Raw genomic sequence first — 15075 nt, 5'->3', positions numbered from 1 at the left:
CTACGGTGCGACCGACTTGAAGTCCGCGAACCCGCTCGGGTCGTGCCGTCCGAACGAGCCGTGCTCGAAGATGCCGTGGCCGACCCGGCCGTCCAGCCGGAAGCGCGCGGCGTGGTCGGTGACGCCGTACGCGGCCAACGGGTGGGCCTCGGTGAGGTCGTAGGTGCGCCGGTCGGTCCATCCGCGCCCACGCCACATGCCGTGCTGCCAGTCGTCCGCGGGCGGGTAGCCTGCGCCGACGGCGAGCGGGGTGGAGGTGAGGACCTCCACCTCCAGCTCCTGCGGCTTGCGGACGTCTCCGAGGTGGATGAGGGCGCGTTCCGGGTGGCGGGTGCCCGAGCGGTAGCCGATCTCGGCCTGGGGCCAGCCCAGTTGGCGGTCGCGGTGGCCGGGGCGGACCATCGTCGCCTCGCTCAGTGAGCGGTGGCCGTCGGCGTCTTCCTGGACGATCACCATCAGGAACCGGTCCTCGAAGCGCACCGGGCACCAGATCCAGTGGAAGCCCTCCGTCGGGTGCTCCTCGGCGAACCGCCCGCCCTCCTCGCCGGGCATGGGGCGCACGCCCCAGCTGCGGTCGCGGGTGCCGGTCCACTCGGCGGGCGTGACGCGGAACTCCGCACCACCCGCGCGCACCACACCCTGCACGCCACCCGCCTGCACGAAGCGGCGCCCTTCGAGGGTGAGCCGGTCGCCGCGGCGCTGCAGGTGGTGCGGTTCCCAGAGGGCCGGGAAGTCGGCGGTCCAGGTGATGTCGTACGACAACTCGTCGTCGTCGCACGTCAGTCGCAGGCGTCGCAGCGGCTCCACGACCTCGATCCGCAGCGGTCCGACGGCGAGCCGCATCCGGTCCTCGCCGAGGGCGTCCGAGGCCCGCACCGCGTGGAGCGTGTCGTCGACCCGCAGAGTGGCGTACGCGTCGATCACCCCGGTGTTCGGGTACACCCCGAGTCCGAGGATCAGCAGGGCACGCCCCTCGTGGTCGAGGACGTGGAAGATGCAGCGGTCGTAGGCGTTGCGGTCGCTGGTCGCGACGTACCTCATGGACAGCGGCACCTGGTGCACCGGGTACTCGTCGAGCGGTACGGGACGGTGGTCGTCGGCCATGGCTGACCTCCCTGGCGGCGGGCTGGGCTGACGGTACGTCAGGCAGCCGTACGTGACCAGAGAGTGAGCCGGACGTCCGTGAACTCACGCCCGATTTCGGCGAGCGGTGACTTGTCCGCCCACCTCCGCGTTGCCCTGGTATGCCCCCCACCTATTCGGCGACCGGACCGCAGCGCCGCATCTTCGTTCCGCGGCCCGCAGGAACGCTTGCGCCGGCGCCTCCGCAGCAGCCGGATCCGCCCATCTACCGCGAGCTGATGCGCACCTGGGCCGACCGTGGCCGCACCCTGCCCGGGCACCACGACCCGGAGTGGATCCGGCTCGCGGCGCCGCAGGTCAAGCGCGGTCAGTTCAGCGTCCCTCGGGACCTGCTAGGTGACGGGCGATGACCATCCGCTGAATCTGGTTGGTGCCCTCGACGATCTGCAGGACCTTGGCCTCGCGCATGTAACGCTCGGCCGGGAAGTCCGCGGTGTAGCCGTATCCGCCGAGGATCTGGACGGCGTCGGTGGTGACCTTCATCGCCGTGTCGGTGCAGTGCAGCTTGGCCATGGCCGCCAGCTTGGAGAACGGCCGGCCGGCGTCACGCAGCCGCGCCGCCGCCAGGTAGAGCGCGCGGCCGGCCTCGATCTGCGTCGCCATGTCGGCGATCATGAAGCGCAGGCCCTGGAAGTCGGCGATCGGCTTGCCGAACTGCCGGCGCTCGGTCGCGTACGCCACCGCCTCGTCGAGCGCCGCCTGGGCCACGCCGATCGCGCAGGCCGCGATGCCGAGCCGTCCGGAGTCCAGCGCGGACAGCGCGATCGCGAAACCCTGCCCCTCGTCGCCGATGCGCCGCTCGTCGCCGACCCGGACCCCGTCGAAGTGGACCTGGGCCGTGGGCGAGCCCTTCATCCCCATCTTCTTCTCGGGCGCCGCCGCGCTCAGCCCCTCCGCGTCGCCGGGCACCAGGAAGGCGGTGATGCCGCGCGGGCCGTCCTCGCCGGTGCGCGCCAGGACCGTGTAGAAGTCGGCGATGCCCCCGTGCGTGATCCAGGCCTTGGTGCCGGTGATCACCCAGTCGTCGCCGTCGCGCACCGCCTTGGTGCGCAGCGAGGCGGCGTCCGATCCCGACGCCGGTTCCGACAGGCAGTACGCGCCGAGCAGTCCGCCGCCGAGCATCGCGGGCAGGTGCTCGACCTGCTGCTTCTTGGTGCCGTAGGCGGCCAGGGAGTAAGAGGCCAAGGTGTGCACGCTGGCGCCGAGGCCGACGGTGAGGCGGGCCGCGGCGAGTTCCTCGAGGACCTGGAGGTAGACCTCGTAGGGCTGGTCGCCGCCGCCGTACTCGACGTCGTAGGGCAGGCCGAGCAGTCCCGATTCCGAGAGCAGGGTGAAGACCTCGCGCGGGAAGCGTCCGGCGTCCTCCTCCTCGGCCGCCTTCGGGGCGATCTCGCGCTGCGCGATGTCGCGGACGAGCGAGATCAGATCCCGGGCCTCGTCCGTGGGCAGTTGACGGTCCACCGGCTGCGGGGCGCGGTCGGGCATGTCGACGATCCTCCCTGTCGGGCACGTCGGCGGACGTACGCCCTGGGTGTGGCGGCGCCGCCGGGTCTCACTGGTGCCAGTCCGATGCTCGCAATTTCCGGGTCTCGAAAGCTGCTGACCAGCGGCTGTGCCCTGTGAGTATGCCCGATCGGAGGCACTCGGTCACCAGTTAACGACCGCTCACTCCAAGAAGTATCCAGCAAGTTATCCGGGGCATCGAAATTGGTCCGAACCATTGACGTACTGGTCTAGTCCTCCTACCTTGGCGGAACGGTTCACATCATCGCGTTCATGCCAATCGGCCCAGCTCCCCTCTCCCCCACGGAGGAGACCCCCCGATGCACACTTCGCACCGCCCCCGCGTCCGGTTCCGGGCGCTTGTGTCCGCCGCGTGCGCGGCCGTCCTCGGCGCCGGGCTGCTCGCCGGCGCCGGCACCGCCACGGCCGAACCCGCCCCCTCGGCGCCGAAACTGGCCGCCGGCTCCAAGGTCGTCGGCTACTTCACCGAATGGGGCACGTACGACCGCAAGTACTACGTCAAGAACATCGAGACGTCCGGCTCCGCGGCCAAGCTGACCCACATCAACTACGCGTTCGGCAATGTCACCGGCGGCAAGTGCGCCATGGGCGACAACTACGCCGCGACCGAACGCACCTACACCGCGGCCGAGTCCGTCGACGGCGTCGCCGACACCTGGGACCAGCCGCTGCGCGGCAACTTCAACCAGCTGCGCGAACTCAAGAAGAAGCACCCGGGCCTTAAGGTCCTGTGGTCGTTCGGCGGCTGGACCTGGTCGAACGGCTTCGGCGAGGCGGCCCGCAACCCCGCCGCCTTCGCCCAGTCCTGCTACGACCTGGTCGAGAACTCCAAGTGGGCCGACGTCTTCGACGGCATCGACATCGACTGGGAGTACCCGAACGCCTGCGGGGCCACCTGCGACACCAGCGGACGGGAGGCCTTCAAGAACCTGATGTCGGCGGTGCGCGCCAAGTTCGGCTCCGGCAACCTGGTCACCGCGGCGATCACGGCCGACGCGACGAGCGGCGGCAAGATCGACGCGGCGAACTACGCGGGCGCGGCGCAGTACGTCGACTGGTACAACCCGATGACGTACGACTTCTTCGGGGCCTGGGACGCGACCGGTCCGACGGCTCCGCACTCCCCGCTGAACTCCTACTCCGGCATCCCGAAGGCCGGCTTCCACACCTCGGCGACCATCGCCAAGCTCAAGGGCCTCGGCATCCCGTCGTCCAAGCTGCTGCTCGGCCTCGGCTTCTACGGCCGCGGCTGGACGGGCGTCACACAGGCGGCGCCCGGCGGCACGGCGACCGGGGCGGCCGCAGGCACCTACGAGGCGGGCATCGAGGACTACAAGGTCCTCAAGACCAAGTGCCCGGCGACCGGGACGGTGGGCGGCACCGCGTATGCCAAGTGCGGGAACAACTGGTGGAGTTACGACACCCCCGCGACCATCGCGACGAAGATGACGTACAAGAACCAGCAGGGGCTGGGCGGGACGTTCTTCTGGGAGCTGAGCGGGGACACGACGGGCGGTGAGCTGATCAAGGCGATCAACTAGCCGGTCGCACGGGGGGCCAGGGGCGGAGGACCACGAGACCTCCGCCCCTTGTCGTGCGCCCGGCCGCTTGTCGTGGGCCCGGCCGGGTCAGCCGTCGCGGCGGGCCGGCTCCGGTGCCGGGTAGGCGGGGTCCATCTCCTCGATGGCGCGCATGGCGCCGCCGAGGGTCTTGACCAGCAGTTCGCGCATGGTCTCGCGGGGCAGTTCGGGGCGGTCGATCCAGTCGAGAGTGGCACCCTCGACGCTGCACACCCAGGCGAGCAGACCCATCCGGGCCAGCGGGGCGATGTCGGTACGGCCGTACGCACCCTCGGACAGGGTCGCCACGATCGCTCCGCGCACGCCGTCCCGGATGGCGTGCACTTCGGTGTCGAAGCCGACGCCGCCGCTGACGATGGTGCGGTAGGCGGCCTGGTTGTGCTCGGCGTAGCGGAGGTAGCTGTCGATGGTGCGGTGGACGCGGTCCACGGGCTGCAGTTCGAGGCCGCTCGCGGCGAAGGTGACCAGGTCGGCGACGGAGTCCTGGATGATCGCGAGGTAGTAGCCTCGCTTGGACTGGAAGTAGTAGTAGATGAGCCCCTTGGCGACATGGGCCTGCCGGGCGATGTCGTCCATGGAGAGCGCGTCGTACGACGTGTCGGCGAACAGCTTCCGCCCGATGACGATGAGTTCGGCACGGCGCGCCATCGAGCGCTCGGTGCCGCGGGCCCGGGGGCGGGCCACGTCGCGCTGCTGACTGATATTCAATTTCGACCCTGTTATCCAACGGGCGGCAGGACATCCGCAGTATGGCAGAGGTACACCAGCTGCTCGTTCGAGTCTGATCGACTTTGGTGAAGCCGCTCTCCAGCAGAGTCGGTAAATGTCCAACCAAAGATGCCTGTGTGCGTCAAGTCACAGCAGGCCGAGCTGCGTGACCAGCATCGCGACGACCACGACGAGGGTCCAGCCCATGACGTGCTCGAGGATCTTCGGGCCGTCTTCCTTGGGGCCGCCGGTACGGACGCGGGTGGCGGTGGCTGAGTGCGCGGTCATACGCCCACCCTGCCACCGCGAACGGCATATGCGGCAGAGAGGTTGCTCACAGTGCAAACCGCCTCAACGCACCCCCACCGCAGCGAGCGCCGCACGCTGGCTCGGGGTCGGACGCGCCGGGAAGTAGAGGTAACACACGCCGCCGGTGCCGGACACGACCTTGCCGTCGGCGTTGTACCGCTTGGTCCGCAGCCAGATGTTCTCCCACTCGCGCCGCTTGTAGACGCGCCGTACCGCCGTGTTGCTCGGTGAGTTCGGGTCGTTGGCGATCACGTCGCCGTCGGCGGTGAAGCCGATGACGGTCATCAGATGCCCGGCCGTGCCGTACCCGGCCCCGGTCAGCTCCCCCTTCAGGAAGGACTGGGACGTTATGGCCGGGATGCCGGCCGCGATCAGCCGCTCCAGGTCGGTGAGCGAGCGGAGCCGGGTGACGAGGCCCTGCATGTCCTTGAAGGTGGCCGCGTAGGCGGCGTTGAACGGCCAGTTCCCGCAGCCGTCGTACTGGTAGTCGAACGTGAACCGGGCCGCGTGGCAGACCTGCGGGTCGGCGAACGCCGGGTCGACCCAGGCCAGCTGCTCCTGGGTGAGCCGGCCACCCCAGAATTCGATGATCATCTGCGACGAGGTGGGGCTGCACCAGGCCTCGCCGCCGTTGTCGTACTCGGGGTACTGGCCGACGTGGGTCTCCTGCGAGTAGCGCGGGACGGTCAGCTCCCGGGCGGGGCCGGGCGTGGCGGCCGGGACGGTGAAGCGGTCGGGGACGTCGGAGCCCATCGCGCCGATCCGCCAGACCTTGGGGGTGATCTTCGTGCCGGGCTTGCGGTACAGGGTCAGCCGCAGCCGGTAGGAGGCCAGGCGCAGCCCGGTGGCCGGGTCGTCGATGGCGAACGTGTCCGTCCAGACGCTGCTCCTGCCGTCGCTCTGGTCGTCGACCGAGGTCCGCCGGATGTCCTGGTCGCCGGCGGCCCAGCGGCCCAGCACGTACCAGGGGTGGCGGTGCCGTCCGAGTACGTCCCCTGCAGTTCGATCAGGAGCCAGCTGCCGTCGGGGGTGTGTGCGTTCCAGGAGGCGATCGCCTCGGTCGCGGGGACGGTGAGCCGGTGGACGGGGGACGTCCAGGTCGCGTACTCCCAGCGGGCTGTCCTGCCGGTGTGCGGGTCCGTGTAGTCGGTGGCGCCGGCTGCCTTGTCGATCACGATGCCGGGGCGGGCGCCGGCGACGGCACGAGTGCCCCGGGCGGCGCCGCTGCGCCAGTCGGCGTACGAGGTCCAGGCCCGGTTGTCGACGGTGCGGGCCGGGGCAGCGGCGGGATCCTTGGCCGCGGGGCGGGCTTCGGCGACCGCGGGGCCCGCGCTGCCGGTGACGGCTGCGGCGACCGCGGCGGCCAGAACGATTCTGCGGGACGGCTGTTCGGCTCTGCTCATGGGCGGAAGAACCCCCAGGTGTCCGAGTCGGGCGGGTCCGGTGCACGTTTGTCCGCCAACTATGACCGCGGGCGCCTTCGTCTGCCAGCACTTGGCGCCTGGCGCGCCCCACCAATATTGGTGTCGACCAGTGGCATGAACCGAGGACGGTTGCCTGCCCCCAACCGCCCGGCGCGCGGGGGTGGACGGACGAGCGGTGGCCCCGGCGTACGCCACTGCGGCGGCGTACGCCGGGACCGGGGTGACGCACCGTCAGACGAGGTCCATTGCGGCGACCTCGTCGGGGCGGCCGTAGCTGACCGGGCCGTGGAACCTGCGGCGGGCCGAGGCGAACCACCACACCGTGGCCACGGCCAGCACGCCGGCCAGCGCGACCGGTGCGTAGTTGAAGGTGTCGGCGGTGACCGGCGAGGCGTGCGGCAGCATGAACAGGACACTGCTGAGCAGGATCCAGGTCACCGCGACCACCCCGACCGGCCGTCCCCAGCGGCCCAGGTGCCACGGCCCCGGCTGGAACTCGTCACCGAGGCGCAGCCGGAGCAGGATCGGGACGGCGTACGCGAGGAAGAGCCCGACGACGTTGACGCTGACGATGGCGGTGAACGCCGTGTGCGACCACCAGCCGGGCAGCACGAGCGCCAGCGAGCAGGCGACCGCGAGCCACACCGCCTTCACAGGGGTGCGGGTGCGCGGCGAGACCGAGTGCCACCAGCGGGAGCCGGGCATCGCACCGTCCCGGGAGAAGGCGAAGATCTGCCGGGTGTTGCTGGTGAGATTGGCGAGGCCGCAGAAGAGCATCGCGCCGATCACGATCAGCAGCAGCAGCTTGGCGGTGCCCACTCCGAGCCCGTCGATCAGGATCTGCACGGGTGGTGCGTCGGCGCTCGCCACACGGTCGTAGTCACGAATGCTGTAGACCAATGCGAGCATCAGCAGCAGCCCCGCTATCGCGGAGTATGCGATCGCCCGCGTGATCCCCCGCGGCGCATTGACCGTCGCCCGGACGGTTTCCTCGGACATGTGGAAGCTGCCGTCGAAGCCGGTGAAGGTCCAGCTCGTGACCAGCAGACCGAGCATCCCGCCGTAAAGGCCGCTCGTGAAACCGGTGTTGTTCGCGAAATGCGTGACGAACGAAGCCGACTGATGATGACCGGGCATGACGATCAAAGCGCTGACGATGACGACGAGCCCGATCAGCAGCCACCACACGGAGATCCGGTTCAGCACGGCCACCAGGTGCACGGTGTAGGTGTTGGCCAGCCCCTGAAGCACGATGATCAGCGCTGTGATCAGCACCGTCCGGTGGCCCGACGGCTCGTAGGAGGGCCACTGCAGGGCGATGAACGCCTGGAAGAAGGTCGCGGCGGCGTACCCGGTGGCGGCCGTGCCGCCGACCTGGCCCACGAAGTTCAGCCAGCCGGTGTACCAGGACCAGGCGCCCTTGTGCCGTTTGGCGAGCTTTCCGGCGGAGAAATACAGCGCACCGCTCGTCGGATAGGCGGAGGCGACTTCCGCCATTGCTGCTCCCACGAAGAGCACCATGACGGAGACGCCGATCCAGCCGAAGACGAGAACGCCGGGACCGCCCGCGTTGAGACCGAATCCGAAACCCGAGAAGATTCCCGAGATTATGTTGATGATGGTGAATGAGATGGCGAAATTGTCGAACGCCTGAAAGCGGCGGGTGAGTTTCCTCGGATAACCCATCGCATGCAGGGTCGCATCGTCGTCGAGCGCGCTCGGATCGGCTCCTCCGCGCACCCGGGCGCGCGGGGCCGTTATCCGTTCTGACACGGTCGGACCTTTCTCTTGGTGGGGGGTTGCGGTCCGTCAGGCACCCGGCACGGGCAGGCCGCAGGCACGGCGCGCCCGGGACAGCTGCTCGGCCGGGCCACCGAAGGCGGACCAGGGCATGCGCGAGGCGTACGGCCCCATCGCCGTGAAGGCGGCGCGTGCCTCCTCCTCCTGCCGGGCCATGACCAGGGCATGCGCGAGATAGGCCAGGTCGAGGACCGGCGTGAAGGAGTAGTCGGTCACCGTGGGCAGCCAGTTGTGGTGGATCGCCAGAGCCGTCGTACGCCACTGCGGCTGCTCCCAGACACGGTCGGCGAGCAGCTGGGTCGGGTCGTAGCACTCCACCAGGGCGACCAGTGGCAGCAGGCGCAGCGGCGAGTCGGCGGGCGCCCGCTGGCCGAGGAAGGCGGCGACGTCCCAGGCGGCGGTCACGGAACCGCCGTACCGGGTGAAGAAGCAGGCCAGAAAGCGGTGGTGGGCCTCGCGGTGCCAGGGGTCGATGGAGAGGATGTGCGCGAACAGGCGCCACGGCCCGGGCGGGGCGGTGAGCAGCCCGCGCGGCGCCCGGTCGCGCAGCCGGTGCAGCCGGGCCATGGCCAGCTTGGCCACCCAGGGCGTGGGATCGGCGGGGTCCGCCGTCGCGGCCCGGTCGCAGGCGGCCAGAGCTATCCGCTCCAGCGCCTCGGTGCGCGGGTCACGCGCGTCGGCCGCGCGCAGCGACCGCAGCACCGCCACCCGCGCCCACAGCAGCGCCGCCTCGGGGCCGGGTTCCTCGGCGAGCCAGCGCTCGACGAGATCGGAGTCGGCGGCCTCCGAGGCGAGCACGAGGGAGCGATGAGCCCGCAGGGCGAAGTCACCGCGAGTTTCGGCCAGGGCCTCGCCGGCGCTCAGATATCGCCCGGCCCGGACATCGACGCATACGCTCGCGAGCACGCGGTCGTCGGCCGCCGGATGCCACACATACTGCCCTTCGAATAACCCCGCGGCCATCTGTCCCAGCCCATCCCCGTTACGGTGCCTCACAGTTGCACTCCAGGCACCCTACTCAGCGTGCGGCTCAACCGGAACGCAGATTTCAGTGTGGCGGCTTGAGTTTTTCGGCGGCATTGCGGACATCCGGCGGCTAGTTCAAAGCGACACCTTTTCTCATCCCGTCACTGCATCCGCTTTCACCCACTACTAGAATGTTCCAACGAAATATGCCCACCACCCCGTCTCACTTCAGGAAAAACGATTCACGACCTCGCCACCCGGCTCCGCCGGCTCCCCCCGTCCTGCGGCCCGGTCCGCCTGATCGGCGTCGACGGCCACGCCGGCTCCGGAAAGTCCACGTTCGCCGGGCAGTTGGCCCGGGCACTGGGTGACGCCCCGGTGCTGCGCCTCGACGACATCGCGAGCCACGACGAGCTGTTCGAGTGGACCGAGCGGTTGCTGACCCAGGTCATCGAACCGCTCGCGCGGGGCGGGACCGCCCACTGCACGCCCTACGACTGGCGGGCCCGGCGTTTCGGACCGCCCCACGCGCTGCCGCCCGCTCCGGTGATGCTCGTCGAGGGTGTCGGCGCCGGCCGCCGCGCCCTGCGCCCGTATCTCGCCCAGCTGCTCTGGATGGAACTGCCGCGCGAGGAGGCCTGGGCGCGGGGCCGCGCGCGGGACGGGGAGGAGCAGCGGGAGTTCTGGGACGGATGGGTCGGGGCGGAGCGAAGGCACTTCGCCGAGGACCCGTCCAGGCCCTTCGCCGACCTTCTGGTCCGGCAGTGCGGGAAGGGATATGAGGTGATTCCTGGGCCTGCCGAGACCAATGGACCGGACCACGCCATCACGCAGGGTGACGACCCATCGGCAATGTGCTGAACTTGTGAAGAGCCCTCCGGGGCGAGTTCGCGGAGTGCCTCAACTCTTCTTGACCCGGGGGCCGTACAGGACTTACGTTCTGAATGTGCGGTCATTCGAGGCCGCCCGCAGACGCGAAGCCCCCGGTTGTTCCCCCGTGATCGGGGGCTTCGTTCTGCCCTCACTCCACTTTTCGGGCGCCGAGAGGCGCGATTCGCTCACCCTCGGTCACCGAGTGCGCTCCGCCCGATCTGCTCCCACCTCGACAAACGGCCGGTGCGGCACCCTGGGGCGGGCGACACCCTCGCAGGTACGATGCCATCGGTGCGACCTACGGACGGCTGCTCTGCGCACCGTTGCAACTCCGGTCTGCGGCACGGCGGTTCGACCACGGCGGCCGACGGACGAGCGGTCGGCCAACCGACGGGGGCACGGTTTGTGGGGGACGTGATGGACTTCGGCACGCGGGGCCTCGAGGCTCCGGCCGACCTCGCCTGGCTGCGAGGCGTGGATGCCTACACGATGGGGGCCTATCCGCAGGCGGAGGAGGAGTTCCGCACCGCGGTACGGATCGATCCCCAGATGGCCGACGGCTGGCTCGGCCTGCACGCGCTGCGCGTCGACACGACGACCGCGCTGCTGCGGATGTTCCGGCACCGGGACCGCTTCGGGGAACAGCGCGCGCGGCATCGGCGGACCATCAACTCCTGGTACTGGCTGGGCTGGTGGGTGCAGCCGGTGCTGGAGAGCCCGCGCGATCTGCTGCTGGCGCACGCCTCGCACTGGCTGGACGGCCGGCACGTGCCGGAGCTGGACCGGGCACTGGCCGGGCTCCCGCCCGTGGACACCGATCACCAGGTCCGCTTCCTGCACGCCTGCCGCGCCTATCTGGTCAAGGACTGGGACCAGCTCGTCCGGCACACCGATCCGCTGCTCGACGACACGATGCTCGGTATCGAGGCGGGCCTGTTCGGCGGCATGGCGCGGGTCCGGCTGGAGATGTACGGGCAGGCCGAGCCGCTGCTGTCGGCCGCGCTGATGCGGTGCCGCAGTGAGCAGCCGCAGCGCAAGGAACTTCGGTACTGGCTGGCCCGGGCGCACGAGGGCACGGGCCGGTCCGCCGCGGCCCTGCCGCTCTACCGTGCCGTGCACCGCGTCGACCCCGCCTTCATGGACACTTCGGCCCGGCTCGCGGCCATCGCCGAGGGCGACGGATACGACGACGCGGCCGACCTCGCGGCGATCACCCTCACCGGGATCGGGCAGGACCTGGGCGACGGACTCGACCCGCTGTTCGGCATGGAGGGACGGGACCTGAAGCTGTCGGACCCCGATCTGCCGCCGACGGGTCCGCTGCCGTCGGTGGTCGACCCGGCGGTGCGTGAGAAGACGTCCGTACCGGCGCATCAGCTGCCCGCCGGGCCCACCGACCCCCAGTTACTCGAGGAGGCGCTCGCCGAGCTCGAGCGCATGGTCGGGCTGGAGCCCGTGAAGCGCCAGGTCACGGCGCTGTCCGCCCAGTTGAACCGGGCCCGGCTGCGCACCGGGCAGGGCCTGCCGGTGCAGCCGCCCAAACGGCACTTCGTCTTCTCCGGCCCCTCCGGCACCGGCAAGACCACGGTCGCCCGCATTCTGGGCCGCGTCTTCTACGCCCTCGGGCTCCTCGGCGGCGACCATCTCGTGGAGGCCCAGCGCGCCGATCTGGTCGGCGAGTATCTGGGCCAGACAGCCGTGAAGGCCAACGAACTCATCGACTCCGCGCTCGGCGGGGTCCTCTTCGTCGACGAGGCCTACTCCCTGTCCAACTCCGGCTACGGCAAGGGCGACGCGTACGGCGACGAGGCCCTCCAGGTGCTGCTGAAGCGGGCCGAGGACAACCGGGACCACCTGGTGGTGATCCTCGCCGGCTATCCCGAGGGCATGGACCGGCTGCTGGCCGCGAACCCCGGTCTGTCCTCGCGCTTCACGAGCCGCGTCGACTTCCCCTCGTACCGCCCCCTCGAACTGACCTCGATCGGCGAGGTGCTCGCCGCGGAGAACGGGGACGTGTGGGACGAGGAGGCGCTGGACGAGCTGAGGTCCATCGCCGGGCACGTGGTCGATCAGGGGTGGATCGACGAGCTGGGCAACGGGCGGTTCCTGCGGACGCTGTACGAGAAAAGCTGTGCGTACCGGGATCTGCGCTTGTCGACCTATCCGGGGGCGTTGACGAGGGACGACTTGTCGACGCTGCGGTTGCCGGATCTGATGCAGGCCTACGGTGAGGTGCTGTCGGGAAGGGGCCCGCAGGATCCGTCGGCCATGTGACGGATCCCGCGAGCCGGTGCGCGATCAGCCGGCCATTGCCTCTTCCGGCTCCCCGGTGTTCACCCGCGGCGCGGTCACCCGCACCTCCGGCAGCTCCCGGTGCGCGGGGTCGCGCACCTCGCCGACCAGGAGTTCCAGTACGTCCTCCAGCGCGACGAGCCCCAGCACCTTGCCGGACGCGTCGGCCACCTGGGCGAGGTGCGTGGCGGCGCGGCGCATGACCGTGAGGGCGTCGTCCAGGGGCAGCTCGGAGCGCAGTGTCGTCATCGGGTGCCACACCTGCTGCGGCACCGCGCGTTGCGACTCCTCCAGGTCGAGTACGTCCTTCACGTGCAGGTAGCCCATGAAGGCGCCGTTCTCCGCCGCGACCGGGAAGCGGGAGTACCCGGTGCGGGCGGTGAGCGCGACGATCTGGCCGGGGGTGACCGCCGGGCTGACGGTCACCAGGGACTCACGCTTGAGCAGGACGTCCGTCACCGGGCGGGAACCCAGCTCCAGGGCGTCCTCCAAACGTTCCTGCTCCTCGGGGGCGAGCAGGCCCGCCTGGCCGGAGTCCTCGACGAGCCGGTTGAGCTGCTCGCTCGTGAACACCGCCTCGACCTCGTCCTTGGGCTCGACGCGGAAGAGCCGCAGGATGGCATGGGACACGGCGCCGAGGGCCACGGTGATCGGCTTGCAGAAGCGGGCGAACCAGACCAGGCCGGGGCTGAGCCACAGCGCGACCTTCTCCGGCGCCGCCATCGCCAGGTTCTTCGGCAGCATCTCGCCGATGACCAGGTGGCAGAAGACCACCGCGGCGAGCGCGATGACATAGGTGAGCGGATGGATCAGGCCGTGCGGCAGGTGGATCCATTCGAATACCGGCGTCAGCAGGTGCGCCACCGTCGGTTCGGCGACCGCGCCCAGCGTCAGTGAGCAGACGGTGATGCCGAACTGCGCCGCCGCCATCATCTGCGGCAGCCGCTCCAGGCCGTACAGCACCTGACGGGCCCGTGCCGTGCCCAGCGGTTCGATCTGGCTGCGGCGGACCGAGACGAGGGCGAACTCGGCGCCGACGAAGAATCCGTTGGCGAGCACGAGCAGCGCGGCGAAGAGGAGTTGGAGCACGCTCATCGGGCGACCTCCACCACGGCACCGGTCCGGACCAGCCGGACGCGCTCGGCGCGGTAGTGGCCGACCCGGCGCACCGACAGCCGCCAGCCGGGCAGCTCCGCCTTGTCACCGACGGCCGGGATCCGGCCGAGCAGGTCGGCGACCAGTCCGGCGACGGTCTCGTACGGCCCCTCGGGCACGTCGAGTCCTATGCGCAGGAGGATGTCGACGCGGCAGCTGCCGTCGGCGTCCCAGGCGGGGCGGCCGTCCTCCGGCGGGGCGGCGGCGAGTTCGGGCGGTTCGTTGAGCACGTCGTCGTGCTCGTCGCGGACCTCGCCGACGATCTCCTCGACGATGTCCTCCAGCGTGACCACCCCGGCCGTGCCGCCGTACTCGTCGACGACGACCGCGATGGGCTGCTCGCTGCGCAGCTGGGCGAGGAGGGGCTGGACCGGGAGGGTCTCGGGGACCAGCAGCGCCGGGCGGGCGATGCGGCCGACCGGCGTGCGCAGACGATCACTCGAACGGATCGCCAGTGCGTCCTTCAGATGGACCATTCCGACGATCTCGTCGATCTTCTCCCGGTAGACCGGGAAGCGCGACAGACCGGTGGCGCGGGTCAGGTTCACCACGTCCTCGGCGGTCGCCGACGACTGCAGCGCGCTGACCTTCACGCGCGGGGTCATGACGTGCTGCGCGGTGAGTTCGGCGAGCGACAGGGTACGGACGAAGAGGTCGGCGGTGTCCTGCTCCAGGGCGCCGGCCCGGGCGGAGTGCCGGGCCAGGGAGACCAGCTCGCCCGGCGTGCGGGCGGAGGCCAGCTCCTCGGCGGGCTCGATGCCGAGCGCGCGGACGAGACGGTTGGCGACGGAGTTCAGGCCGGCGATCACCGGGCGGAACAGGGTTGCGAAGGCGTGCTGCGGGCCGGCGACGAAGCGCGCGACCTGCATCGGCCGGGACACCGCCCAGTTCTTGGGCACGAGCTCGCCGATCACCATCTGCACGGCCGAGGCCAGCAGCATGCCGACGACCACGGCCACACCGGACACCGCGCCCTCGGGGATGCCGATCGCGGTGAAGGGGCCGCCCAGCAGCTCCGCGAGCGCCGGTTCGGCGAGCATCCCGACGACCAGGGAGGTGATGGTGATGCCGAGCTGGGTGCCGGAGAGCTGGAAGGACAGTTCCTTGAGCGACTCGACGACCCGGTGGGCCCGTCGGTCGCCTTCCGCGGCGGCCTTCTCGGCGTCCGTCGCCTCGACCGTGACCAGGCCGAACTCGGCGGCCACGAAGAAGCCGTTGGCGAGAATCAGGAGGAACGCGGCTGCGAGAAGCAGCAAGGGGATGCTCATGATGCCGCCGCCCCGGTATGTCGGGAGGGGGCG

The 15075-nt window shown here is 70.4% G+C and carries 12 protein-coding genes and 1 pseudogene; 4 read left to right on the top strand and 9 right to left on the bottom strand.

What is annotated here, in order from left to right; all coding sequences use genetic code 11:
- A complete protein-coding gene (locus OHO27_RS35585; RefSeq protein WP_328429050.1) occupies window positions 1–1104 on the bottom strand; it encodes a hypothetical protein in 1104 nt (367 codons plus the stop codon).
- A gap of 140 nt (window positions 1105–1244) precedes the next feature.
- On the opposite strand from OHO27_RS35585, the gene OHO27_RS35580 reads away from it, so the two are divergent.
- Window positions 1245–1493, top strand: a complete 249-nt coding sequence (locus OHO27_RS35580) for a hypothetical protein (protein ID WP_328429049.1) — start codon at window positions 1245–1247, stop codon at window positions 1491–1493.
- On the opposite strand, the gene OHO27_RS35575 is transcribed toward OHO27_RS35580, so the two are convergent.
- Window positions 1456–2628, bottom strand: a complete 1173-nt coding sequence (locus OHO27_RS35575) for an acyl-CoA dehydrogenase family protein (protein ID WP_328429048.1) — start codon at window positions 2626–2628, stop codon at window positions 1456–1458. The genes OHO27_RS35580 and OHO27_RS35575 overlap by 38 nt on opposite strands.
- Window positions 2629–2966: 338 nt before the next feature.
- Here OHO27_RS35575 and OHO27_RS35570 point away from each other — a divergent pair, with 338 nt between their 5' ends.
- On the top strand, window positions 2967–4208 hold the full coding sequence (locus OHO27_RS35570; protein ID WP_328429047.1) for a glycoside hydrolase family 18 protein: 1242 nt from the start codon (window positions 2967–2969) through the stop codon (window positions 4206–4208).
- Between the two features lie 87 nt (window positions 4209–4295).
- On the opposite strand, the gene OHO27_RS35565 is transcribed toward OHO27_RS35570, so the two are convergent.
- The 5 genes and pseudogenes from OHO27_RS35565 to OHO27_RS35545 all read right to left on the bottom strand — a co-directional run bounded on the left by OHO27_RS35565 (window position 4296) and on the right by OHO27_RS35545 (window position 9451).
- Window positions 4296–4955 (bottom strand): TetR/AcrR family transcriptional regulator, encoded by a 660-nt coding sequence (locus OHO27_RS35565; RefSeq protein ID WP_328429046.1) that lies wholly within the window; start codon window positions 4953–4955, stop codon window positions 4296–4298.
- A 147-nt stretch (window positions 4956–5102) separates the two neighbouring features.
- Complete coding sequence (locus OHO27_RS35560) at window positions 5103–5243, bottom strand: SCO1431 family membrane protein (RefSeq protein ID WP_328429045.1); 141 nt, start codon at window positions 5241–5243, stop codon at window positions 5103–5105.
- A 63-nt stretch (window positions 5244–5306) separates the two neighbouring features.
- Window positions 5307–6667, bottom strand: a pseudogene (locus OHO27_RS35555) (peptidase C39 family protein).
- A gap of 252 nt (window positions 6668–6919) precedes the next feature.
- Window positions 6920–8461 (bottom strand): amino acid permease, encoded by a 1542-nt coding sequence (locus tag OHO27_RS35550; RefSeq protein WP_328429044.1) that lies wholly within the window; start codon window positions 8459–8461, stop codon window positions 6920–6922.
- A gap of 36 nt (window positions 8462–8497) precedes the next feature.
- A complete protein-coding gene (locus OHO27_RS35545; RefSeq protein ID WP_328429043.1) occupies window positions 8498–9451 on the bottom strand; it encodes a hypothetical protein in 954 nt (317 codons plus the stop codon).
- Between the two features lie 243 nt (window positions 9452–9694).
- Between OHO27_RS35545 and OHO27_RS35540 the strand changes: the two genes are divergently transcribed.
- Together OHO27_RS35540 and OHO27_RS35535 are read left to right on the top strand one after the other, a co-directional pair.
- Window positions 9695–10315, top strand: a complete 621-nt coding sequence (locus OHO27_RS35540) for a uridine kinase family protein (protein WP_328430648.1) — start codon at window positions 9695–9697, stop codon at window positions 10313–10315.
- Between the two features lie 429 nt (window positions 10316–10744).
- A complete protein-coding gene (locus OHO27_RS35535; RefSeq protein ID WP_328429042.1) occupies window positions 10745–12601 on the top strand; it encodes an AAA family ATPase in 1857 nt (618 codons plus the stop codon).
- A 24-nt stretch (window positions 12602–12625) separates the two neighbouring features.
- Here OHO27_RS35535 and OHO27_RS35530 read toward each other — a convergent pair whose 3' ends face one another.
- Complete coding sequence (locus OHO27_RS35530) at window positions 12626–13714, bottom strand: hemolysin family protein (protein ID WP_328429041.1); 1089 nt, start codon at window positions 13712–13714, stop codon at window positions 12626–12628.
- Window positions 13711–15042 (bottom strand): hemolysin family protein, encoded by a 1332-nt coding sequence (locus OHO27_RS35525; protein ID WP_328429040.1) that lies wholly within the window; start codon window positions 15040–15042, stop codon window positions 13711–13713. The genes OHO27_RS35530 and OHO27_RS35525 overlap by 4 nt, the downstream gene beginning before the upstream one ends.
- Between the last annotated feature and the right edge of the window lie 33 nt (window positions 15043–15075).

Source organism: Streptomyces sp. NBC_00443 (assembly GCF_036014175.1).
In the GTDB taxonomy this organism is placed as follows: domain Bacteria; phylum Actinomycetota; class Actinomycetes; order Streptomycetales; family Streptomycetaceae; genus Streptomyces.
This window is presented reverse-complemented; position numbering and strand designations above follow the sequence as displayed.

What these genes read in the sequence shown, in the direction of transcription:
- OHO27_RS35585 (WP_328429050.1), bottom strand. Translation starts at nt 1,104, where the DNA reads ATGGCCGACGACCACCGTCCCGTACCGCTCGACGAGTACCCGGTGCAC.
- OHO27_RS35580 (WP_328429049.1), top strand. Translation starts at nt 1,245, where the DNA reads ATGCCCCCCACCTATTCGGCGACCGGACCGCAGCGCCGCATCTTCGTT.
- OHO27_RS35575 (WP_328429048.1), bottom strand. Translation starts at nt 2,628, where the DNA reads ATGCCCGACCGCGCCCCGCAGCCGGTGGACCGTCAACTGCCCACGGAC.
- OHO27_RS35570 (WP_328429047.1), top strand. Translation starts at nt 2,967, where the DNA reads ATGCACACTTCGCACCGCCCCCGCGTCCGGTTCCGGGCGCTTGTGTCC.
- OHO27_RS35560 (WP_328429045.1), bottom strand. Translation starts at nt 5,243, where the DNA reads ATGACCGCGCACTCAGCCACCGCCACCCGCGTCCGTACCGGCGGCCCC.
- OHO27_RS35545 (WP_328429043.1), bottom strand. Translation starts at nt 9,451, where the DNA reads ATGGCCGCGGGGTTATTCGAAGGGCAGTATGTGTGGCATCCGGCGGCC.
- OHO27_RS35535 (WP_328429042.1), top strand. Translation starts at nt 10,745, where the DNA reads ATGGACTTCGGCACGCGGGGCCTCGAGGCTCCGGCCGACCTCGCCTGG.
- OHO27_RS35530 (WP_328429041.1), bottom strand. Translation starts at nt 13,714, where the DNA reads ATGAGCGTGCTCCAACTCCTCTTCGCCGCGCTGCTCGTGCTCGCCAAC.
- OHO27_RS35525 (WP_328429040.1), bottom strand. Translation starts at nt 15,042, where the DNA reads ATGAGCATCCCCTTGCTGCTTCTCGCAGCCGCGTTCCTCCTGATTCTC.